This window comes from Parafrankia elaeagni, from assembly GCF_000374165.1.
GTDB classification, from domain to species: domain Bacteria; phylum Actinomycetota; class Actinomycetes; order Frankiales; family Frankiaceae; genus Parafrankia; species Parafrankia elaeagni.
This window is the reverse complement of the sequence record NZ_KB893736.1, coordinates 22,464-44,916: the sequence shown is the minus strand read 5'-3', so window position 1 is coordinate 44,916 and position 22,453 is coordinate 22,464. Positions and strand designations below refer to the sequence as shown.

The following is a 22,453-nucleotide window of genomic DNA, read 5'->3' as shown; positions in this document are numbered from 1 at the left end:
GGCCTCGCCCCGGCAGCCGACTTCCGCAGGAGGAGCCCGCCATGCCCCGTCCGATCACCCTGTTCACCGGCCAGTGGGCCGACCTGCCGTTCGTCGAGGTGTGCCGGCTGGCCTCGCAGTGGGGCTACGACGGGCTGGAGATCGCCTGCTGGGGCGACCATCTGGAGATCGACCGCGCCCTCACCGAGGACGACTACCTGCCCGGCAGGTTAGAGATCCTGAACAAGTACAACCTGCGGGTCTGGGCCATCTCGAACCATCTCGTCGGCCAAGCCGTCTGCGACCACCCGATCGACGACCGTCACCAGGCCATCCTGCCGGCCCGGATCTGGGGGGACGGGGAGCCCGAAGGCGTCCGGCAGCGGGCGGCCGCGGAGATGGCGGACACGGCCCGGGTCGCCGCGAAGCTCGGGGTGCGCACCGTCGTCGGGTTCACCGGCTCGTCGATCTGGCACACCGTGGCGATGTTCCCGCCGGTGCCCGCCGAGACGGTGGCAGCGGGCTACCGGGACTTCGCCGACCGCTGGCGCCCCATCCTCGACGTCTTCACCGAGGTCGGGGTCCGCTTCGCCTTCGAGACCCACCCGAGTGAGATCGCGTACGACTACTGGACGGTGCTGCACGCCCTCGACGCCGTCGACCGCCATCCCGCGTTCGGGCTGAACTGGGACCCGAGCCACTTCGTGTGGCAGGACCTCGACCCGGTGGCGTTCATCCTGGACTTCGCCGACCGGATCTGCCACGTCGACTGCAAGGACACCCGGCGGCGGGTCGGCAACGGCCGCAACGGGCGGCTCGGCTCGCACCTGCCCTGGGGGGATCCGCGCCGGGGCTGGGACTTCGTCTCGGCCGGGCGCGGTGACGTGCCCTGGGAGGACAGTTTCCGCGCGCTGAACGCCATCGGCTACGACGGGCCGATCTCGATCGAGTGGGAGGACGCCGGGATGGACCGGCTCGTCGGTGCCCCCGAGGCGCTGGCGTACATCCGGGGCCTCAACGCGATCCAGCCGTCCGCCGCGTCGTTCGACGCCGCGTTCTCCACCCGGCGCTGACGGCTCAGGCCAGCCGACGGCTCAGGCCAGCTGACGGCTCAGGCCAGCTGACGGCTCAGGCCAGCAGGGCCTCCACGGCCGTCGGGGACAGTACGTGGTCGGTGACCATGATGGACGCGCCCACGATGCCGGCGCGTCCCTTCGCCTGGGAGGAGACGATCCGCAGATGCTGGGTGGCCAGCGGCAGTGAACGCCGGTAGACGACCTCCCGGATACCCGCCAGCAGATACTCCCCGGCTTCGGCCACGACGCCACCCAGCACGATCACGGCCGGATTCAGCAGGCTCACGCACGTGGCCAGGACGCCGCCGATGTCCCGCCCGGCCTGGCGCACGGTCTGGCCGGCGAGGAGGCTTCCGGCCCGTACGGCCGCCACGACCTCGTCGCTGCCGGGCACGTCGAGGCCCTGCTCGCGCAGCGACTGCGCGATGGCCTGGCCGCTGGCCACGGCCTCCAGACAGCCGGCGTTGCCGCACCGGCAGGGCACGTCCTCCCGGCCCGCCACCGCCACGTGGCCGAGGTCGCCGGCCGCGCCCTGGGCGCCGCGACTCAGCCGTCCGTCGTTGATGATGCCCGCGCCGATACCAGTGGCGATCTTGACGAAGAGGAGGTGGTCGACGTTGCGCCAGGCCATGTGGTACTCGCCCAGCGCCATGATGTTCACGTCGTTGTCGACCAGCACGGAGGTCCGGAAGACCGCACTCAGCCGAACCGGGACGTCGTAGTCGTCCCACCCCGGCATGATCGGCGGGTTGGTCAGCCGGCCCGTCTCGTGGTTCACCGGTCCGGGCAGGCCGACGCCGACCCCCACGACCTCGGTCAGCGAACGTCCGCTCTGCGCCAGCAGGTCCAGCCCCGTCCGCGCCACCCAGCCGAGGACGTCGTCCGGCCCGTTGTTGATCGGAAGTGGCTCGCTGCGCTCGGCCAGGACGTTCGCGGCGAGATCCGTGATCGCGACGTGCCCGTGCAGGGCTCCGAGGTCGACGGCCACCACCAGGCGCGCGGCCGGGTTGAAGACGAAGGTGGTGGGTGGCCGCCCTCCGGTGGAGGCGGACTCTCCCGTCGGGGTGACGAGACCCGAGGCCAGCAGCTGTTCGACACGTGCGGCGATCGTGGAACGGGCCTGACCTGTGCGGGCAGCGAGGTCCGCCCGGGTCTGCGGCCGGCCGTCTCGCAGCAGCTGGAAGAGCTCGCCCGCCCCTCCCGACCGTTGGGTCGGAGAACGTACGACCTTGGATGTAGGCGCCATGACCCTAGTCTTTCCACCTGACTCTCTGCTATCGACGCCCGCTTTTGTCTGGTTGTCGACATAAGTACGCCGAAGGGTCACTCCTGGTGAGCGGTATCGGTGGATCCCGTAGCCGAGCCCTCCCTTCTGGGGCGCTCTGTGCGGTCGACCGGCCTGCCGGGCGGCCCGGAGTGCCGAGTGGGTACTGGTCTCAACGATCACGACGCCGACTTTGTTCTTTGCGAAACGAAAGTCGAACGAGATCCAGTAAAACATGTTCCTTGTTGCGCCAAAACGGCGTACGCTTGCGTCCGAATCGTTGCCCCATGGGGGGAGGGTGGAGTTGAGGTTGATGCCTGTCAGGCCGGAGAACGCTTACCAGGCGCGCCTGCTCCGACTACTGCGGGATGAGGGGCCTCGTTCCCGCGCCGAGCTCGGCGAGGCGGTGGGACTGTCGAGATCCAAGGTGGCCGGCGAGCTCGACCGGCTCGTGGAGCTCCGACTGGTCGAGAGCGCTGGGCTGGCCGCATCCCGGGGCGGCCGTCGGTCATCGATCGTCCAGTTGTCCTCCGACATCCGCTTCGTCGCCGTCGACATCGGAGCGACCTCGATCGACGTCGCGATCACCACGGGTCGGCTGGAGATCGTCCGGCGCGCGTCCCAGCCACTCGACGTCAGCCAGGGACCCAAGGCCGTGCTCTCGGAGGTCCTGCGGATCGCCGAGAAGCTCCGGGCCGAGGAGACCGTCTATGACCTGCACGGCGCGGGAGTGGGTGTCCCCGGCCCGGTGAGCTTCCGCGACGGAGTCCCGGTGAGCCCGCCGATCATGCCCGGATGGCACAAGTTCCCGGTCCGGGACGTGGTGACCCAGGCGCTGGGATGTCCCGTCCTCGTGGACAACGACGTGAACGTCATGGGGCTCGGCGAGCGGCATGCCGGCCTCGCCCGGTCCGTGGACGACTTCCTCTTCCTGAAGATCGGTACCGGTATCGGCGCGGCGCTGTTCGTCGACGGCCGTTGCTACCGGGGAGTCGACGGCAGCGCCGGAGACATCGGGCATATCAGCGTCGACGCCTCCGGCCCGCCGTGCGCCTGCGGCAACACCGGTTGCCTGGAGGCGTACTTCGGCGGGGCCGCCCTCGCCCGGGACGCCACCTCGGCGGCGCGGACAGGGAACTCGCCTTTCCTCGCCGAACGGCTCGCGAACGCCGGGCAGCTGACCGCCGCGGATGTGGCCCACGCGGTGGCCATCGGAGACCCCGCCGCCATGGAGCTGATCCGCAACGGCGGTCGCCGGGTGGGCCAGGTCCTCGCCGGTCTGGTCAGTTTCTTCAATCCCGGCCTCATCGTGATAGGCGGTGGCGTCGCCGGTCTCGGGCACGGGCTTCTGGCCGAGATCCGGTCCGTGGTCTACCGCCGCTCCCTGCCTTTGGCGACGAGCAATCTGCCGATCGTGCTCTCCGAACTCGGCGAGGACGCGGGCGTCGTTGGCGCGGCTCGCCTGATCAGCGACCAGGTCTTCTCGGCCGACCCCTCGTCCCGGCCGTATCCGGAGGACCGGGCATGAATCCTCCACTGCTCGCGATGTCCGACATCGTCAAGATCTTCCCCGGCGTGCGGGCGCTGGGCGGCGTCGACCTGGAGGTACGGGCCGGCGAGGTCCACTGCCTGCTGGGGCAGAACGGTGCCGGCAAGTCCACGTTGATCAAAATTCTGGCCGGGGCGCAGCAGCCGGACGAGGGCACCATCCGCTGGCAGGGCGCCGAGGTCCGTCTCGCGACGCCGGTCGCGGCGATACGGCTCGGAGTGGCCACGATCTACCAGGAGCTCGACCTGGTGGACGGGCTCTCCGTGGCCGAGAACATCTTCCTGGGGCACGAACGGTCCAGCCTCGGCTTCGTCCGCCGCGGCGACACCTATGCCGCGGCGGCCGGCCTGCTGGAACGACTGGGGCACAGCGAGATCCCGGCCCGGCGTGAGGTCGGTCGATTATCGGCGGCCGCGAAGCAGATCGTGAGCATGGCTCGAGCGCTTTCTCGCGACGCACGGATGATAGTGATGGACGAACCGTCCGCCGTTCTGGCCGCCGACGAGGTCGACAATCTCTTCCGGGTGATCCGGGAACTCGCCGCCAGAGATGTGGCCATCCTCTACATTTCGCACCGGTTGGCGGAGATCCGGGAGATCGGTGATCGGGTGACGGTGCTCCGGGAGGGGCACACCGCAGCCTCCGGAATCGACGCCAAGAACACGCCCACCTCGCAGATCGTCTCCCTGATGACCGGCCGGTCGATCGAGAACGCCTTTCCGCCGCGCCGCTCCCGCACGGCCACGGAGAAGACATCGGACCCGGGGGACCTGCTGGGCCCGGCAGACCCCTTGAACCCCTTGAACCCGTTGAACCCGTTGGATCCGGCGGACCGGAGCGAGCCGGAGCCGGAGCGGAACGAGGTACTGAGGGTGGAGGGCCTCACCCGGCACGGCGAGTTCACCGACATCTCGTTCACCCTGCGCGGCGGGGAGGTCCTCGGGCTCGCCGGTCTGGTCGGCTCCGGACGGTCGGAGATCCTGGAGACCATCTACGGAGCACGTCGAGCCGACAGCGGCCGTGTGTTGTTCGAGGGCAGGGTGCTGCGCCCGGGCACTGTCTCCGCCGCGGTCTCCCGCGGCATGGGGCTCGCCCCCGAGGAACGCAAGAGCCAGGCGCTGTTTCTCGACCATTCGATCACACAGAACGTCAGTGTGGCCTCGCTGTCGCGCTACTCCAGACTGGGTTGGCTGGACCGGCGTCGGGAAAGGGATGACGCCACCCGCCTGATCCGGACACTCGACCTTCGCCCCGCGGCCCCGCAGCGCCTCGCCCGACTGCTGTCCGGCGGCAACCAGCAGAAGGCCGTGCTCGCGCGGTGGCTGTTGCGGGAATGTCGCCTGCTGCTGCTGGACGAACCCACCCGAGGTGTCGACATCGGGGCACGGGCGGAGTTGTACGCGCTGATCCGCCAGCTTGCCGACGCCGGACTGGGCGTCCTGCTGGTGTCCAGCGAGATCCCCGAGGTGCTTGGTCTGGCCGACCGGGTGCTCGTGCTGCGAGAGGGCCGGGTGGTGCGGGAGGCGGACGCGGAGGCCCTCGACGAGCGCTCCGTTCTCGATCTTGTCATGGAAGGCGGTGCCGTCGTATGAACGGGCAGATCTCCGTCCCGGCGAAGGAGGAGACCCCGGTCGGGACGCCCACGGCACCGGCCCGGGTTCCGCGGGCTCCGGGGAAGCTGCTGGCGCTGGCTGGTGAGTCCCGGATCCTCAGCCTGGTCGGGGTCCTGGCGGTGCTCGCAGTCATCGGCGCGGTGACCGAGGCCGACACCTTCCTCACGAGATCCAACGTCATCAACATCCTCACCACGGCTTCGGTCATCGGCATCGTCACGGTCGGGATGACCTTCGTCATCATCGGGGGAGGCATCGATCTGTCCGTCGGCGCGATCATCGCGCTGGCCTCGGTCTGGTCGACCACCGTCGCCACCCAGGATCTGGGCCTGGCCGCCATGGTGTTCACCGCGCTGGTGGTCGGCGCGGGCGCCGGCCTGATCAACGGGGCACTGATCGCCTACGGCCGCCTGGTTCCGTTCATCGTCACCCTCGCGATGCTCGCCTCCGCCCGCGGCCTCGCCGAACAGATGTCGAACCGCCGCTCCCAGGTCGTGGAGGTGAACACCTTCGCCGACATCGCCCTGGCGAAATGGCTCGGCATCCCCATGCTGGTCTACATTCTCGCCGTCGTCTGCGTACTCGGCTGGATACTGCTGAACCGCACCACGTTCGGTCGCCGTACCTATGCCGTCGGCGGGAACCCGGAGGCGGCCCGGCTCGCCGGAATCAACGTGCGGCGGCACACCGCGCTGCTCTATCTGCTGTCGGGGCTGTGCTGCGGCATTGCCGCAGTCATGCTGACGGCGCAGACGAACACGGGGGCCAGCACCCACGGCACCCTTTACGAGCTGGACGCCATCGCGGCCGTCATCATCGGCGGGACGCTGCTGAGCGGGGGACGCGGCTCCCTGATCGGCTCCATTCTCGGTGTTCTCATCTTCACCACCATCACCAACCTGTTCATCCTCAACAATCTGTCGACGCCCATCCAGAACATCGCCAAAGGTGCCATCATCGTGGCGGCCGTGCTGCTGCAACGGCGCGGAAGAGCGCGATCCTCCTAGCCGGCCGATCTGCGCTGCCCTGCCCTGCCCTCCCCGCGCAAAAAACGGAAACCATCTCATCCAGGCTGTCGCCGGGACCTCGACACCTAAGGAAGTAAAAAAATGACCCAGTTATCCCCCAGATTACTGAACCGTCGCTTTTTCCTGGGGAGTGCGGCCGCGGGTGCCACCGCAGCACTTGCCGCGTGCACGAGCAACGACTCGGACTCGTCCGGCACGACGACCACGGCCACCAACGCCTCCGCAGCGCCCGGGCGACCCGTCACGATCGGGTTCTCGGCGCCTGCGGCGGACCACGGCTGGATGGGCGCGATCAGCCTGAACGCCACGGCCCAGGCGGACCAGTTCTCCGACGTCACACTGCAGGCCACCGAGGGAACCAACGACGTCCAGCAGCAGATCTCCGCGGTCAGGACCCTGATCGACCGGGAGGTCGACGCGCTGGTCATCCTGCCCTTCGACGGCAACGCCCTCACCGAGATCGCGACAGAGGCGATGTCGGCGGGCATCCCGGTGGTCAACCTCGACCGCGTCTTCGCCTCGCCGCTGGCCTATCGGACCTGGATCGGCGGCGACAACTACGGCATGGGCGCCAACGCCGGCCGCTACATCGCCGACACTCTGCGCAGCCGCAACGTCAACAACCCCGTGATCGTCGAGATCGCCGGCATCGACAGCCTCGAGCTGACCCAGGAGCGCAGCCGGGGCTTCCGCGAGGCGCTGGAGGCGCGGGGCCTGTCGGTCGCCGCGCGGCAGGCGGCCGATTTCACGGCCGCGACCGGTCAGGAGGTCACCGCCCAGATCCTGCAGGCCGAGGGCCAGATCGACGCGTTGTGGAACCACGACGACGACCAGGGAATCGGGGTGGAGGCCGCGATCCGGCAGGCCGGCCGCGAGGACGAGTTCTTCATGGTCGGAGGCGCCGGATCCCGCAGGGTGATGGACCAGATCAAAAGCGACAACGCCGTGATCAAGGCCACGGTGCTCTACAGCCCGAGCATGTCCTCCTCGGCGATCTCGCTGGCCCGCCTGCTTGCTCAGGGATCAGGGCTGAGCGGTATGGCCGAGCATGAGGTCCCGGCGTCGATCACGACCTATTCGGCGGTCGTGACCAGGGACAACGTCGACGACTATCTGGCCGTCGGTTTCGAGTAGTTCCTCGCCGCGAGGTAGAAGGCGAGGACCGGGCGGAGGTTTCTTTTGTCTCAGGACGACAAGCTGACGCTGGGCGTCGGCATGGTGGGCTACACGTTCATGGGCGCTACGCATTCGCATGCCTGGCGCAATGTCAGCCACGTCTTCGATCTGCCCGTCACCCCGGAGATGACGGTCGTCTGCGGCCGCGACGCCGAGAAGGTGAACGCGGCGGCAGGACGCCTCGGATGGTTGTCTGCGGAGACCGACTGGCGTCGGCTGGTGGAGCGCGACGATGTTGCGCTCGTGGACGTGTGCACACCGGGCGACAACCACGCCGAGATCGCCATCGCGGCGCTTGAGGCCGGCAAGCACGTCCTGTGCGAGAAGCCCCTGGCCAACACGGTCGAGGAGGCTGTGGCCATGACGAGGGCCGCCGAGCGCGCGGCCCGCCACGGGGTGCGTTCGATGGTGGGGTTCAACTACCGCCGGGTACCTGCCATCGCGCTCGCCCGCGAGATCGTCACGGCGGGCCGGCTCGGAACGATCCGACACGTTCGGGCCCAGTACCTCCAGGACTGGATCGTCGACCCCGAGTACCCGCTGGTGTGGAGGCTGCGCCGTGACCGGGCCGGCTCGGGCGCACTCGGTGACATCGGTGCGCACATCATCGACCTGGCCCAGTTCGTCACCGGGGAGCTGCTCACCGGCGTCTCGGCCCTGACCGAGACCTTCGTCAGGGAACGCCCGCTGCCGCCGGCAGCGGTGGGCGACGCGGTGGCCCCGCCCGGGGAACAGCTGGGAACGGTGACGGTCGACGACTGCGCGCTGTTCAACAGCCGGCTTTCGGGCGGCGGCGTCGCCTCCTTCGAAGCCACCAGATTCGCGTCCGGCCGCAAGAACGCCATCCGTCTCGAAATCAACGGATCCGCCGGCAGCCTTGCCTTTGATTTCGAGGCGATGAACGAACTGTCGTTCCATGATCACACCGGGGATCCGGCCACCGCCGGATTCCGTCGCATCCTGGTGACGGAGCCGACCCATCCCTATCTGGACGGCTGGTGGCCGCCCGGGCACGGCCTCGGCTACGACCACACCTTCATCCACGAGATCCGGGATTTTCTGGTGGCCCTCGGTCGAGGCGACAATCCGGTGCCCTCCTTCGCCGAGGGCCTGCGGGTCCAGCAGGTCCTCGCCGCGGTGGAGCGCAGTGCCGCGCGCAACGGCTGCTGGGAGGAGATCGACACCGTTGTCTCGGCATCGGTCGACGGCGGCACCGCCTCCCTTCTCACCTGAACCCCGACGGGCGGGCCGGTACTCGGTCGGGCCGTCCGCGGAAGGAACCGACACCGGAAGGGAGATACCCGAGTCCCCGATGCATCGAAACCAGACTTCCCACTTCTTGGGCGAGGAGAAAGCATGACAAGGGAAAAAATCGATCGTCGGCGCCTGCTGCAGGCTGCGATCGGCGGTACGGTCGCCGTCAGCGCGGCCACTCTGGCCGGCCCGACATCCGCATTAGCCGGTTCCCCGGGACACGGCGCGGCACATGGCGTGTCACACGGTGCGCCGAAGGGGCGGCTGCTCCCGAGGAACAAGCTCGGAATCCAGCTGTTCAGCATTCGTGACAAGGTCAGCCAGCTGGGCTTCCGGGCCGTCTTCGAAGAGCTCTCGCGGATCGGTTTCCGGGAGGTGGAGTTCGCCGGCTACACCCAGAACACCGCGATCCTGGGACGACAGATCACGGTCCCCGAGATCCGCCAGCTGTTGGATGACAACGGCCTCGTCGGCGCGGGCAGCCATGTGGGCCTGGGCAACTTCACCAACCCCACCCAGCGGGAGATCGAGTTCGAGAACGCCCAGATCCTGGGCCTGAGCTACGTGGGTACGGCCAACGCGCCGACCGGTGACAACACCGTGGCCGGCTACCGGGCGGCCGCCGACGTGTTCAACCAGATCGGGGCCGCGGCGGCCAGGCGGCGCCTCAAGTTCTACCAGCACAACCACGCCGGCGAGTTCGCGTTCGCCACGGACCAGCCACAGGTGCGGCTCTACGACGTCTTCCTGAGGCACACCGACCCCAGGCTGGTGTACCTCGAGATGGACATCTACTGGGCCTACGTGGGTGCATACCGTTTCCCGGGGTTCGACCCCGCCAACTACGTCCTGGCGAACAAGAGCAGGTACCCGCTCTTCCACATCAAGGACGGCGACACCAACCCGGACAACCCGAACGGCTTCGACATCGTCGAGTTCGGAGCCGGCGACCTTCCCTTCGCGGACTTCCTGCGCAAGGTGAACAGGACCGGAAAGCCGTACAAGCCGATCTGGGAGCAGGACACCGCCCCGAACACGCTGCCCAACCCGCCCGGTTCGTTCGGGGCGGCCGAACGCAGCTTCCAGGCCATGGCCAACCTGCGCGGCTGAGATCCCGCCCAGCCTTCGGGTGAATCCCCGAGATGCACCGTCTTCCGACGATGAACCGCCGCCTGCCGTGAAAACGGCAAGCGGCCGGGCCGCCTTCAGTTGTCCCACCGTAGCCCCGGTGTGACGGGCGGTCCGGCCACCCTCCTGCTGACACCTCCTGCCGAGGAAGCGTCTGATGCATTCTAACCTGCGACGATTAGTCGCGCCCGCGGTGGTCGCCGCATTACTCGCAGTCAGTCTGGTCGCCATGGTTCGCCCGGCGCAGGCACACCCGGACGACCCGCACCCGGAAGACCCCGCCGCCACGGAAACGGCGAGCTACGAACGAATCCTGCTGACCCGCAATGTCGGCGAGCCGATCGACCTCGCCGTCCTGCCGGACCGACGGATCCTGCACACCGCACGGAACGGCGACATTCGCCTCACCGATCCGTCGACGGGCGTCACGAGGATCGTCAACACAATTCCGGTGTACGCGAACTCCGAGGACGGCCTGCAGACCGTCTCGATCGACCCGGACTTCGAAAACAACCACTGGGTCTACCTGTACTACGCCCCGCCGCTGAACACTCCGGCCGGTGCCGCGCCGAACTCCCTGCCCGCCGGCGCGGACGAGTCGTACTGGGACCAGTGGCGCGGCCACAACCAGCTCTCCCGCTTCCAGTGGACCGGCGACGGTCTCGACCTGTCCACAGAACAGGTCATCATCCAGGTCGAGACCCAGCGTGGCCAGTGCTGCCACGTCGGCGGTGACGTCGGCTGGGACGCCGACGGAAACCTGTACCTGGCGACGGGCGACAACACCCCCGCCTCGACCCCGGGCGCGAACGGGTACGCCCCCAACAACGACGCACCCGGCATGAACCCCGGCTTCGACTCCCGCCGCGGCGCCGGCAACACCAACGACCTGCGCGGCAAGATCCTGCGGATCCACGTCGAGGAGGACGGCACCTACACGGTTCCCGCCGGGAACCTGTTCGCGCCGGGAACCACCGAGACCCGCCCGGAGATCTTCGTGATGGGCGTGCGCAACCCGTTCCGGATGGATGTCGACGCCGAGACCGGGTCGGTCATGTGGGGTGACTACGGTCCGGACGCCGGTACACCCTCCGCGGAACGCGGGCCGATGGGTCTCGTGGAGTGGAACCAGACACCGATCACCACGCCGGTGAACAGTGGCTGGCCCTACTGCGTCGCGGACAGCCGGCCCTACAACGAGTGGAACTTCGAGACCGCGACTCCCGGCGAAATGTTCGACTGCAACGCTCTGGTCAACAACTCGCGGTGGAACACCGGCCTCGCCGAGATAGGCGCCTCGGAGGGCGCCGACCTGTACTACGGGGACAACGACACCGACCAGCCCTGGCCGGAACTGACCGCCTTCGGCGCCTCGGGGGGCCAGGGGCCGATGGGTGGCCCGATCTACCACTTCGACGAGGCCAACCCCCTGACGTCGAAGCTGCCGGAGCACTGGGACGGCAAGGCGTTCTTCGGTGAGTTCTCCCAGGACTACATCGCCGCCTTCACCCTCGGTGACAACAACGGCAGCGTCACCGCGATCGAGAACTTCCTGCCGAACGCGGAGCTCACCGCCGCGGCGCAGCCCCTCTGGGACAACCCGATGGACCTCGAGTTCGGCCCGGACGGCTCGCTCTACGTGCTGGAGTACGGCGACGGTTTCTTCCGCCAGAACCCGGACGCGGGGCTCTACCGCATCGACTACGCGCCGGGAAACCTCTCGCCGCAGGCCCGCATCGCCGCCTCCGTGACCTCGGGGCAGGCACCGCTCGCGGTGGAGTTCGACGCCGCCGCCTCGTTCGACCCCGAAGAAGGGGCACTGACGTACGAGTGGGACTTCGACGGTGACGGCACCTATGACGCCACCGGGGTCTCGGCGTCGTACAACTATCCGGCGAACGGCCAGTTCTTCGCCGGCCTGCGCGTGACCGATCCGGAAGGGAGAATCGGTCTCGCCTCCGAGGAGATCACCGTGGGCAACACGGCCCCCACGGTTGCCCTGACCACCCCGGTCAACGGACTGTTCTTCTCCTGGGGGGAAGGGATTCCCTTCCAGGTACAGATCACCGACCCCGAGGACGGGACCGCGGTGACCTGTAGCCGGGTTTCCTGGACCTTCGGCCTGGGACACAACCAGCACGCCCACCCGATCAACAGCGGAACGGGCTGCCAGGGCACCGTCCCGACACCCGCGGACGCCGGGCACGGCGAGACCGAGAACGTCTTCGGAGTGCTGGGCGTGACCTACCGGGACAACGGGGCGAACGGCATCCCGGGCGCCACCGGTGAGGCCCAGGTCATTCTCAACCCGCGGCTCATGGAGGCCGAGCACGCCGACAGCAGCAGCGGTGTGACGGTCACCGACGATGAGACCGCGTCCGGCCTGCGGGCCCTCACGTCCTTGGACTCCGAGGACTGGATCGCCTACGACCCGGTGAACTTCACCGGTGTCACCCAGCTGCAGACCAGGGCCAGCGGCAGCGGCACCCTGTCGCTGCGCTGGAACGCGGCGGACGCCGAGCCGTTCGCCACGGTACCGGTCTCCGCCGGTGCGGAATGGGCGACGGTCGCCACCGCGCTGCCCACTCCGCCCACGGAAACCGGGCAGCTGTTCGTGACCTCCTCGGGAGGCGTCGAAGTCGACTCGTTCACCTTCTCCGACGAGGCCATTCCGGAGCCGTCGCTGAACGTGCAGGTGGCAGCGGAAACGCGCTGCATCGCGGGGCGGGTGCTTCCCGCGGTGACCGTGACGAACACGGACGAGGTCCCGGTGGACGTCTCGATCCAGACGACGTACGGAACGCGTGACTTCACCGGGGTGGCGCCCGGAACGAACGCCTTCCACGCCTTCACGACCCGACTCGCCAGCATTCCCGCCGGCTCGGTGACCGTCGTGGCCTCGGCCACGGTCGACGCAACCCCGGTGTCGGTGACCACCGAAGCCGCCTACGAGGCCCGCTCCTGCGGGTGAGAAAGGGGTGGGGCCCGCCGGCAGCGGCGGGCCCCCACCGCCCCCGACAACTCATCATCAGCCGCCTGACCGGCCCACGGCCGGATCGGATCGCGGATACGGCCGTAGGGACGGAGAGAGAACAATGACAAGAATCGACGGACGCCTCCTGCGCGTCTCGGCGGTGACCGCCGGGGTGTTCATGCTCACGAGCGTCGCAGGGGTGGCCATCGCGCAGGTGAGCCACGGCGAGAGCGGCGTCTCGGTCAACGTGGAGATCCCCGAGATCGAGGAGCCCGGGGTGCTCGCGCTGAGCGTCGCCGGCACCACCAGCGCCCTCACCGAGAACGGATCGGACGCGCTGGTCCGGCAGTTCACCGGGACGCTGCCGTCCGTCACCGTCACCGACACCCGCTCGGCGGACGACATTCCCGACGGCGCCTTCTGGTACGTCCTCGGGACGTCCACCGACTTCACGGGTGACGACGGGCAGGAGGCGATCTCCGCCGGGCACCTGGGCTGGGCGCCGCGGCTGATCGACGGCGGCGAGTCCGGGCTCGTGGCGGAAGGCGACGAGGTCGGGACCGTCCTCGACGCGGAGGCGGGGCCGGGCCTGGTGGACCAGGAACTGCTCGCGCTCGCCGCGGACTCCGCCGCCGTCGCGGAGGAGGGGCAGTGGACCGCCAACGCGGATCTGTTCCTGCGCACCCCCACCACCGTCGCCGCCGGTAACTACGCGGCGACGCTGACGCTCTCCCTGTTCGAATAGCCGCGAGAGTCATCGCGCGGGCGTGGCCGTGGACGCCAGGAGCGGCCCGCGGCCACGCCCGCCGAGGAACGGACCCACGAGCATGCACCCACACACCGGCCGCCGGCGGACCGCGTGCCTCCGCGCGCTGATCGCCCTGGCCGTGCCTCTCCTCGTCGTCGCCGGCTCCGTGCCGCCGGCGGGTGCCGCCCCGGCGGGTGCGGCCCGGGAAGGTGCGGCCCGGGAAGGTGCGGCTCTGCCAGGCAGCGCGCCGAGCGCCGTCCCGGAAGGAGAGCGCGCTGCGACCGTCACCTGGACGGTCAGGCCTGCCGACGAGCAGGGCCCGGATGGACGCTCCTGGGTCGAGCTCACCCTTGACCCCGGCGAGTCGGCGACGGAACACGTCGCTGTGCGCAACCTCGGCCGTACGCCCGCGACGTTCTCGATCACGGCGGCGGACGGCTACTTCACCGACACAGGCCGGTTCAACATGCTTCCCTCCGCCAGGCCCTCCCGGGAGGCGGGGACCTGGGTGGAGGTACCGGACACGGTCACCGTCGAAGCCGGCGGGAGCGCCGTTCTCCCGTTCACCGTCACTGTTCCCCGTAACGCCACCCCCGGAGATCATCCGGCCGGGATCGCGGCCTCGCTGATGTCGGTCAGCCAGGCGCCCGGCGGCGCGAACATCGGTATCGAGAGCAGGGTCGGATTCAGGGTGATGACCCGGGTGACCGGAGAGCTGAGCCCGTCCGTGGCCATCGACGACATCTCCACGTCGTACGCGCTGAGCTGGAACCCCTTCGAGCCCGGCGACCTCGACGTCACCTATGACGTCGTCAACGACGGCAACACGCACCTGACCGTCGACGCCGGGGTGGAGGCGGCCGGCAGGACCGAACAGTCCCGGAGCAGCAACGGCAGACCCGGGCCCGCGGAGCTTCTGCCGGGAGACCGGCGATCTCTGATCACCACCGTCACCAGGGTCTGGCCGCTGGGCATCGTCACCGGCAAGGTCACCCTGGCACCCACCGTCTCCGCCGGGGGCGACGCGGCAGCGCCGGCCCAGCCGGTGACGAGGACGTTCGTCGCCTGGGCCGTCCCCTGGCCCCAACTGATCATCCTTGCCGGGGTGCTTCTCATCCTCGCGGGCTTCTGGCGAGGACGGCGCCAGCGCCGGCGGCTCGAACAGAAACTGGCGCAGGCGCAGGCGCAGGCCCGGCCCCAGGAGCAGGCTCCGGCCGCGTCCGGTTGAGAACAACGCGGCGCTGTCGTGACCGGGGCGCCGCGGAGCGCGGGCCCGGCCCGGCGGCCGGCCCGGCCCGGTAGCCGACGAGGAGGAGTCCTCGCCCCAAGCCGGCGGCCCCGGACCCTGTGTGCGGCATCCCCTCACGCACACCATCCGGGGCCGTCGTTCTTCCTTCCCACAGCCACTGACACCCATGTCCGGATCTCTCCGATTTCGGAAGGAAAGTTCTGGTGAGTCGTCGCGGACGTCACCGCCGTAAGCGGGCACCGGCACGTCACCTGGCACCAGCGAGGCGTCCCGGGAGCCGGAAGGGCTCCGTGCGGGCGGCGGTGCTGCCGGTGACCCTCGCCACCGGAGTGCTGCTGTGCTGCGCGGCCGCCGTCCCTCGGGAACCCGTCAGGACGTCGGACATCAACCAGCAGCCTCCGCGGCCTGGCGTCTGGGCGGTTCCCGATCTCGTCCGGAACGGAACCATTGATCCGTCCACGCTCTCCACCAGTGCCCTGGCCGCTGCCGCAGCGCAGGCGGCTGCCGCGGCGACCGGCACCGCGGCGACCGGCGCGGACTCCGGTGCCGCGGACTCCGGTGCAGCGCGGGGCGCCGCCGGGACGACGGGCCGCTCGTCGAGTGGCTCAGGCGCGACGCCCGTCACCCTTTCCGCCGGTGCGACGGGGATCCCCGCCCGAGTCCTCGCCGCCTACACCGAAGCCGCCGACCAGCTCGCCGCCGACCTGCCCGGCTGCCACCTGCCCTGGGAACTGCTCGCCGCCATCGGCAGGGTCGAGTCCGGCCATGCCGCCGGCCGGCCCCTCGCCGCGGACGGCACCGTCACCCGTCCCATCCTCGGCCCGGCCCTCAACGGCCTGGGCGACGTCGCGCTCATCCGCGACACCGACGACGGCGCCCTCGACGGTGACGCCCGCTACGACCGCGCCGTCGGACCGATGCAGTTCATCCCCACCACCTGGGCCGGCTCCGGACGTGACGGCAACGGCGACGGACGCAGGGATCCGCACAACATCCACGACGCCACCCTCGCCGCCGGCCACTACCTGTGCGCCCACGGCCGCGACCTGGCCGATCCCGCCCAGCTGCGTGCCGCGATCCACTCGTACAACCCCTCCGATGCCTACGTCCGGTCCGTCCTGACCTGGATGGCCGGCTACCGGCAGGGCGGAGCCACAGCCCAGCCCGGGGGCACCTCGGTCCCCGACGCCCTCTCGGTCACGCTCCTCACCCCGAACGCCGTGCCACCCGCAGCACCCGCCACCGCGCCGAGTGGCGGCACGCCCATCCCCACCGCGCCGGCGTCCACGGCCGCGCCAGTGCCCACAGCCGTGCCGACGCCGAACCCGAGCCCCGAAATCCCCAGTTCCAGCCCCGGCGGCGCCGGCTCCAGTCCCGCAGGTCCCAGCCCGAACCCTGGCAGCCCGGGCACGCCGGTCCCACCGCCCAGCGCCCCGCCCTCGGCGACCCCGGCACCTGGCGCCATGCCGGTTCAGCCCGCCTCGCCGACGGAGCAGCCAGCACCAGCACCAACCCGGCCTCCGTCGTCGCCGAACGTGCCCACCGAGCCGCCGTCGCCGCCGGCCTCGCCATCCAGCCCGCCGCCAGCTGCCCCGGCGACGACCGCCCCGGCGACGACCGCCGTGGCGACCCCGAGCCCGACTTCCAACCCGGCATCGACTCTGAGCAGCGCCGACAACGACACCGACCCCGAGCCGACCGACCCCGAGCCGACCGTCAGCGAGCCAGGCGGCTGAGGGTCACGCGGCTGAGGGTCAGCGAGCCCTGTGCGGTGCATCGCCCTCGGGCTCGCCGATGCCGACTTCGACGGGCCACCCGGCCGGGGGGCGGGGGTATGTTCCTGGCGGGCGACGAGGACGGGGATCTGTTGGCCGTGCGCACGAGAGGGCTGCTCAGCAGCAGGCTGGGCGGGATGGGAACGACCATCTTCGCGGAGATGTCCGCGCTGGCGGCCGCCACCGGTGCGATCAACCTGGGTCAGGGCTTCCCCGACACCGACGGCCCGGAGGCGGTCAGGGAGGCGGCGGTGCGGGCGCTGCGGGAGGGCCGCGGCAACCAGTACCCGCCCGGTCCCGGCGTTCCCGAGCTGCGTGTCGCCATCGCCGCGCACCAGAAGCGCTTCTATGACCTGGACGTCGACCCCGACACCGAGGTCCTGGTCACCGCCGGTGCCACCGAGGCGATCGCGGCGGCGATGCTGGCGCTGCTGGAACCCGGTGACGAGGTCATCGCCTTCGAGCCGTTCTACGACTCCTACGCCGCCTGTGTCGCGATGGCCGGTGCCCGGCTGCTTCCGCTGACCCTGCGGGCGCCCGACTTCCGGCCCGATCTCGACGCCCTGCGGGCCCTGGTCACGCCGCGGACCCGGCTGCTGCTTCTCAACTCCCCGCACAATCCCACCGGAATGGTCCTCACCGACGCCGAACTGGCGGCGATCGCCGAGCTGGCCGTGGAGCGTGATCTCCTCGTCGTCACCGACGAGGTCTACGAGCATCTCGTCTTCGACGGCCGGCACCTTCCGCTGATCGGTCTGCCGGGCATGCGGGAACGCACCGTCGCCATCTCCTCGGCCGGCAAGGCCTTCTCGTTCACCGGCTGGAAGGTCGGCTGGGTGACCGCCGCCCCGGAGCTGGTAGCGGCGGTGCGCACCGCCAAGCAGTTCCTCACCTACGTCTGTTCGGGCCCGTTCCAGTACGCCGTCGCCGAGGCCCTCCATCTCCCGGACGACTACTTCACCGCCTTCCGGGACGGCCTGCGGGCCCGCCGCGACCTGCTGGCCGACGGGCTGGTCACCGCCGGCTTCGAGGTCTACCGGCCGGCGGGCACCTACTTCATCACCACCGACATCACCTCGCTCGGCGAGCGGGACGCGCTGGCCTTCTGCCGGGATCTGCCCACCCGGTGCGGGGTGGTCGCCGTCCCGAACTCGGTTTTCTACAGCACTCCCGGTGTCGGCGGCGCCCAGGTCCGGTTCGCCTTCTGCAAGCGCGAGGACGTGCTCCGCGAGGCAGCTGCCCGCCTGCGCCGCCTGGTGGAGTGAGCCTGTCGGGGCGGCGCTGGTCTGATGACAGCCCGCCAGGTGCCTGCCGCAGCAACCGAAGCCGGTCCCGAGGTCCGTTGTCAGTAGCTGGCCCGGTAGGTGAGGGGCCGGGTGTCGGCATCTGCGTGACCGGCTGGGTCGGTGTCGTGGGAAGAGGGCGCCGAGGTTGACGGGTGTCGTCGTGAGGCGGCGAGGGCGGCGATGGCTGTGGTGAGGGGGACCGAGGCGACGAGGCCGATGGTGCCGGCCGCGGTCCGTACGATCTCGGCGCCGACGAGGTCGGTGCTGGCCAGGTCGGTGTTGCTGCGGTCGGCGAGGGTGAACAGGAGCAGGGTCGGCAGCGCGGCGCCGGCATAGGCGAGTACGAGGGTGTAGACGCTGGAGGCGATGTGATCGCGTCCGACACGCATCCCGGAGCGGTACAGGTGTCGCAACGAGGCCTGCGGGGCCGCGTCGGAGACTTCCCAGACCGCGGCGGCCTGGGTGATCGTCATGTCGTTGATCAGGCCGAGGGAGCCGATGATGACACTGGCGAGGATCAGGCCGGGCAGGCTGAGCTGCCCGGCGAATCCCTTGAGCATCACGTCCTCGTCCGAGCCGAGCCCGGTGATTCGGGCGACATCGATCGCCAGTGCGCCGAACGCGCCGGCGAGTGCCATGCTGGCAAGGGTCCCGAGCAGGGCGGCGGTCGTGCGGGCGGAGACGCCGTGGGCGAGGTAGAGCAGGGCGACGACCAGGGCGGTGCCTGTCGTCAGCGCCACCGCGACGGGCGAATGCCCGTCGAGCAGGGACGGCAACGTGAACTCGACGATCACCAGGTAGCTGAGAACGAGGCCGACGAGTGCGGCCAGTCCGCGCCAACGGGCCACCACGACGACCACCACGGCGGTAAGGAACGCGATCCAGCCGATGGGTGCGGAGCGTTGGAAGTCCGCCACGTAGTAGGTGGCCTGGCCCGCGATGTTGGTGGTGGGTGCGAGACGGACCTTGTCGCCGGCTTCCAGGACGGGACCGGTCGGGTCGACCAGGGTGTCAAGGTGAAGCCGGCCGTCGGATTCCGACGCATCGTCCAGGACGACGTCGATCTGGTCGCAGGTCGCCGGGGGTGCCCCCGTGCCGGTGAGATCAGGGCAAGGACCTCGCCCGGCACGTTCGATGGTGGCGTCGACGAGCTGGCTGGCTCCGCCCACCAGGCCCTGGAGGTCTTCGGAGATCTCCGGGGTGTCGGAAGAGGGCCAGAGCAGGACAAGACCGACCGTGGTGATGATGAGGAACAGTGCCACCGCCACCGCCATGACGATGGTGGCTGACTGTGATGTTTCGCCGGTCCCCGCACCTGCGCTGTGGTGATGCCCATGCCCCATGGCTCTTGAGTGTGGCCGCGCCGCCGCGGCCACGAGGCGGACCCTCGCTGAGGCGCCCACCGCACGAGATGCGGGACACCCTGCGGTGGGTCGCACCCCATGCCCGGCCGGTGTCAGGCCTGGCCGATCCGCGCCCACGCTTCGGAACGGCCGGCCGGGGTGCCGGGGTCTGCCGGTGCCAGCTGGACACGGCCGGACAGCCCAGGGAGGTTCAGCGAGGCCAAAACCCCTGGCGGGGCGGGGTTTTGGCTGGTGATCGGAGTGTGCCCCCCAACGGGATTCGAACCCGTGCTACCGCCTTGAAAGGGCGACGGACACCCGGTCACTGCACCCCTTCTGAACTGGTCTTTTGTCGAATGGCGACCATCTGCGGATCGAGTTTCGGCACGTATTTGGCGTGATCATGAAGAGTTGGGGTCGAAGCCCGCGCTCCGTCGGGACCCCGCGCAGTCGCTTGGAGTTTCGTGGTGCCGGCCGTCGGGACATCGCGCGGAGCGCTTGGTGGCCCGGCTCGTCGTGTGGGGACACTCCTCCGTCCTACGACAGAGCGAGCGTCGAGGACCCGCGCAGTTTCTGTAGATCTTGAGATCTAAGGAGGAGGAACTGTGCCTCCACGTGCAGACGCGGATACACCTGGTCGCCATGGTTACTCAGGCCAACCCCTTCGTCGACGAGCGTCACTTCGGTGACTCAAGGTCGCGATCTACATGCATTCTGTCAACGGTACTATTGGCTAAATCGGGTAAAACTGCCCTGAAGCCTCCCTCGAGGCGAACAGATGTGCGATATTCCCAGAGACTGTGGGGCGCGGCGCCTCGTAGCGTCACAACCGGGGAGGGGTCCATGAACCTGAGTGGGTCACTCCAGTACCACCGTTCGGGTACTTCCTCCCTGGATGCGACCCTGAGGCCGAGCCTCGGCATGGTCGGGCGTACTGTGCCCTCGTGGCGGATCTTGTCGATCGAACTGTCATGCACTTCACGCATGTGGCCAATCTGCAGTCCATTGTCCGAGACGGCGGCCTGCGCGCCGACGTCAGGCTGAAGGCTGAAGGTGCGGCCGTGCACGAATGCGCAGACAGGGATATCAAAGAGCACCGGCGAGCGAAGCCTGTTCGGGTTGACCCCTACGGTGTAGTAGGCGAATACGTCCCTTTTTATTACGCGCCACGTTCTCCGATGCTCTACAAGATCTATAAAGGGAACGTGGACGGGTATGACGGGGGCCAGGATCCCTTGGCTTACATCGTAACGACGATCGGCACTGTTCAACAGGCCGGCCTTCGGTGGGTGGGTAGTGACGGAAACTGTGCCGCCGGTGTAACGCGGCACTTCAATGATCGAAAACAGCTGGAAGATGCTGTTGATTGGCAGATTATGACGGAAATTATGTGGAGAGATACGGTCGAAGACGGCGATCGCATGCGCCGCAGAATGGCGGAATTTCTCGTTCGTGGGGAGTTGCCATGGAGTTGCGTCAGGGGTATTGTAGTTAAAAGCGATTTTTACAAAGCTCAGGCGCAAGCCTGTGTACCTGCAGCCACACCGGTTGCGGTAAGGGATAATTGGTACTACTAGGAGGATTGGAGGGGACGCGATGCCAGTGACTGAGGTGGAGGGCAATCTTCTCGCCGCGGACGTGGACGCGCTGGTCAATACAGTCAACACTGTTGGTGTTATGGGGAAGGGTATTGCCCTCCAGTTCAAGAGGGCTTTCCCTGAGAACTACGACTCCTACAGTGCCGCGTGCAGCCATGGCGAGGTTCAGCTTGGCCGTATGTTCGTGTCAAAATTGGATAGCCTGAGCAGCCCTTACTACATCATCAACTTCCCGACGAAGTCGCATTGGAAGTCGAAATCTCGCATTACAAGCATCACCGAAGGGCTGACTGATCTCGTCAGGGTTATTCGTGAGTTGAATATATCATCGATCGCGGTGCCTCCGTTGGGGTGTGGGAACGGCGGACTAGCATGGTCGGAAGTTCGCCCGATCATTGTGGATTCGCTTTCCACGCTCTCCGATGTCGACGTCCGCCTCTACAGGCCGGCGGGCGCACCCGATTCAGCCTCGATGCCTGTACGAACTCCCAGGCCCAGGATGACAAGGATTCGGGCTGCCATCTTGCTCGCATTCGAACGCTACATCGTAGTCAGCATGGCGTCGGGTCTCTCGATAGAAGCGCGAATCTCACTAATTGAGGCGCACAAGATCGCTTACCTTCTCCAGGAATCTGGTTGGCCTGTAGGGATGAAGTTCGCCCGCGGGCACTACGGTCCCTATTCGGAAGCTTTGAACCAGCTGATCTCAAGCCTTGAAGGGCACTTCATCAAAGGCTTCGGTGATGGCAGTTCGGGTAGCAAAGCGGTCCTGACACTTGATCCGCAGGCTGTACGCGAAGCGCATGATCTCCTCGACGGGGACCGTGACTATTGGCTAGCTATAGAGGAACTTCAGCGAACAATCGCTGGTTACGAGTTTCCCTGGGGGTTGGAGCTTCTCGCCACGGTCCACTACACCAGTGCTCATTGCAACGCGGCGAACGCCGGTGATGTAGTTTCCGCGGTACGCTCCTGGTCGACCAGGAAAAGCGAGATATTCGATGTCGAGCACGCGCGCGCGGCACATGCTCACCTCGCTCGACGTGGTCTCGTAGCATCCCCATCCCCATCCCCATCCTGAGCCTTGGCGATGGCCACTCGCTCTCGCCACGTCTCCTGCACCAGGCTTGCCCTGTGGGCCGGGCCAGAGCGGTAACCCCGTGCGGATGGTTAGCCGAGTAGTACCGAGTCGGCCGATCGGCGAATCCGATCATCCGTCTTCGAGACCAGGTAACCGCTCGTCGCATCCCTTCTGGCCCCGCCCGCATCCAAGGCCGTGATGCCCTGTGCGCTCGACGCGGGGATTCCCCTGTGCCCACAGGTAGCCTCTGCCCTCGGCAGCTGGACCCTGCAGGGTCCCGAGGCTGCCATGGCCTCGCCCCTCGGCCACTGGTCGCGGACAAGGTCGGCAAG

Annotated in this window: 16 protein-coding genes; 14 read left to right on the top strand and 2 right to left on the bottom strand. The window is 68.6% G+C overall.

Translation table 11 applies throughout. From position 1 onward, the window contains the following. Window positions 1–41 precede the first annotated feature (41 nt). Entirely contained in the window at window positions 42–1,052 is a 1,011-nt protein-coding gene (locus tag B207_RS0119720; protein ID WP_018638328.1) for a sugar phosphate isomerase/epimerase family protein, read from the top strand. A gap of 55 nt (window positions 1,053–1,107) precedes the next feature. Here the strand turns inward: B207_RS0119720 and B207_RS0119715 are convergent, their stop codons facing one another. Then, the gene (locus B207_RS0119715; RefSeq protein ID WP_018638327.1) at window positions 1,108–2,301 is read right to left on the bottom strand and encodes an ROK family transcriptional regulator; all 1,194 of its coding nucleotides are present in this window, start codon (window positions 2,299–2,301) and stop codon (window positions 1,108–1,110) included. A gap of 331 nt (window positions 2,302–2,632) precedes the next feature. Here B207_RS0119715 and B207_RS0119710 point away from each other — a divergent pair, with 331 nt between their 5' ends. The 11 genes from B207_RS0119710 to B207_RS0119660 all read left to right on the top strand — a co-directional run bounded on the left by B207_RS0119710 (window position 2,633) and on the right by B207_RS0119660 (window position 18,078). Continuing rightward, the gene (locus B207_RS0119710; protein ID WP_018638326.1) at window positions 2,633–3,847 is read left to right on the top strand and encodes an ROK family transcriptional regulator; all 1,215 of its coding nucleotides are present in this window, start codon (window positions 2,633–2,635) and stop codon (window positions 3,845–3,847) included. Further along, window positions 3,844–5,460, top strand: a complete 1,617-nt coding sequence (locus B207_RS0119705) for a sugar ABC transporter ATP-binding protein (RefSeq protein ID WP_018638325.1) — start codon at window positions 3,844–3,846, stop codon at window positions 5,458–5,460. The genes B207_RS0119710 and B207_RS0119705 overlap by 4 nt, the downstream gene beginning before the upstream one ends. Next, window positions 5,457–6,488: an ABC transporter permease gene (locus tag B207_RS0119700; protein ID WP_018638324.1), complete on the top strand. Its 1,032-nt coding sequence runs from the start codon at window positions 5,457–5,459 to the stop codon at window positions 6,486–6,488. Before B207_RS0119705 ends, B207_RS0119700 begins: the two co-directional genes overlap by 4 nt. Window positions 6,489–6,590: 102 nt before the next feature. After that, window positions 6,591–7,643 (top strand): substrate-binding domain-containing protein, encoded by a 1,053-nt coding sequence (locus B207_RS0119695; RefSeq protein ID WP_035741374.1) that lies wholly within the window; start codon window positions 6,591–6,593, stop codon window positions 7,641–7,643. An 81-nt stretch (window positions 7,644–7,724) separates the two neighbouring features. After that, window positions 7,725–8,918 (top strand): Gfo/Idh/MocA family protein, encoded by a 1,194-nt coding sequence (locus tag B207_RS0119690; protein ID WP_051102594.1) that lies wholly within the window; start codon window positions 7,725–7,727, stop codon window positions 8,916–8,918. A gap of 123 nt (window positions 8,919–9,041) precedes the next feature. Then, window positions 9,042–10,049: a sugar phosphate isomerase/epimerase family protein gene (locus B207_RS0119685; protein WP_026311240.1), complete on the top strand. Its 1,008-nt coding sequence runs from the start codon at window positions 9,042–9,044 to the stop codon at window positions 10,047–10,049. A gap of 175 nt (window positions 10,050–10,224) precedes the next feature. Next, window positions 10,225–13,038, top strand: a complete 2,814-nt coding sequence (locus tag B207_RS0119680) for a PQQ-dependent sugar dehydrogenase (protein ID WP_154675489.1) — start codon at window positions 10,225–10,227, stop codon at window positions 13,036–13,038. A 124-nt stretch (window positions 13,039–13,162) separates the two neighbouring features. Then, window positions 13,163–13,786, top strand: coding sequence for a hypothetical protein (locus tag B207_RS0119675; protein ID WP_018638319.1), 624 nt, complete (start codon window positions 13,163–13,165; stop codon window positions 13,784–13,786). An 82-nt stretch (window positions 13,787–13,868) separates the two neighbouring features. Further along, complete coding sequence (locus B207_RS0119670) at window positions 13,869–15,017, top strand: DUF916 domain-containing protein (protein ID WP_018638318.1); 1,149 nt, start codon at window positions 13,869–13,871, stop codon at window positions 15,015–15,017. A gap of 311 nt (window positions 15,018–15,328) precedes the next feature. After that, a complete protein-coding gene (locus tag B207_RS34645) occupies window positions 15,329–16,774 on the top strand; it encodes a lytic transglycosylase domain-containing protein (protein ID WP_018638317.1) in 1,446 nt (481 codons plus the stop codon). Between the two features lie 98 nt (window positions 16,775–16,872). Continuing rightward, window positions 16,873–18,078: a pyridoxal phosphate-dependent aminotransferase gene (locus B207_RS0119660; protein ID WP_018638316.1), complete on the top strand. Its 1,206-nt coding sequence runs from the start codon at window positions 16,873–16,875 to the stop codon at window positions 18,076–18,078. 80 nt (window positions 18,079–18,158) lie between these two features. On the opposite strand, the gene B207_RS34640 is transcribed toward B207_RS0119660, so the two are convergent. Continuing rightward, entirely contained in the window at window positions 18,159–19,373 is a 1,215-nt protein-coding gene (locus B207_RS34640) for a YibE/F family protein (RefSeq protein WP_018638315.1), read from the bottom strand. A gap of 1,013 nt (window positions 19,374–20,386) precedes the next feature. Between B207_RS34640 and darT the strand changes: the two genes are divergently transcribed. Next, complete coding sequence (gene darT / locus B207_RS38595) at window positions 20,387–21,019, top strand: type II toxin-antitoxin system toxin DNA ADP-ribosyl transferase DarT (protein ID WP_154675488.1); 633 nt, start codon at window positions 20,387–20,389, stop codon at window positions 21,017–21,019. A gap of 25 nt (window positions 21,020–21,044) precedes the next feature. After that, window positions 21,045–22,121 carry a type II toxin-antitoxin system antitoxin DNA ADP-ribosyl glycohydrolase DarG gene (darG, locus tag B207_RS38590; protein WP_230205119.1) on the top strand — a complete coding sequence of 359 codons (1,077 nt, stop codon included), beginning with the start codon at window positions 21,045–21,047 and terminating at the stop codon, window positions 22,119–22,121. Window positions 22,122–22,453: the final 332 nt, after the last annotated feature.

Bases quoted from the DNA above. Each gene is read 5' to 3' on its own strand.
- B207_RS0119690 (WP_051102594.1), top strand. From the start codon at position 7,725: ATGGTGGGCTACACGTTCATGGGCGCTACGCATTCGCATGCCTGGCGC.
- B207_RS0119675 (WP_018638319.1), top strand. From the start codon at position 13,163: ATGACAAGAATCGACGGACGCCTCCTGCGCGTCTCGGCGGTGACCGCC.
- B207_RS0119680 (WP_154675489.1), top strand. From the start codon at position 10,225: ATGCATTCTAACCTGCGACGATTAGTCGCGCCCGCGGTGGTCGCCGCA.
- B207_RS34640 (WP_018638315.1), bottom strand. From the start codon at position 19,373: ATGGCGGTGGCGGTGGCACTGTTCCTCATCATCACCACGGTCGGTCTT.
- B207_RS0119720 (WP_018638328.1), top strand. From the start codon at position 42: ATGCCCCGTCCGATCACCCTGTTCACCGGCCAGTGGGCCGACCTGCCG.
- B207_RS0119670 (WP_018638318.1), top strand. From the start codon at position 13,869: ATGCACCCACACACCGGCCGCCGGCGGACCGCGTGCCTCCGCGCGCTG.
- B207_RS0119695 (WP_035741374.1), top strand. From the start codon at position 6,591: ATGACCCAGTTATCCCCCAGATTACTGAACCGTCGCTTTTTCCTGGGG.
- B207_RS0119660 (WP_018638316.1), top strand. From the start codon at position 16,873: ATGTTCCTGGCGGGCGACGAGGACGGGGATCTGTTGGCCGTGCGCACG.
- B207_RS0119710 (WP_018638326.1), top strand. From the start codon at position 2,633: ATGCCTGTCAGGCCGGAGAACGCTTACCAGGCGCGCCTGCTCCGACTA.
- B207_RS0119685 (WP_026311240.1), top strand. From the start codon at position 9,042: ATGACAAGGGAAAAAATCGATCGTCGGCGCCTGCTGCAGGCTGCGATC.
- B207_RS0119700 (WP_018638324.1), top strand. From the start codon at position 5,457: ATGAACGGGCAGATCTCCGTCCCGGCGAAGGAGGAGACCCCGGTCGGG.
- B207_RS0119715 (WP_018638327.1), bottom strand. From the start codon at position 2,301: ATGGCGCCTACATCCAAGGTCGTACGTTCTCCGACCCAACGGTCGGGA.
- B207_RS0119705 (WP_018638325.1), top strand. From the start codon at position 3,844: ATGAATCCTCCACTGCTCGCGATGTCCGACATCGTCAAGATCTTCCCC.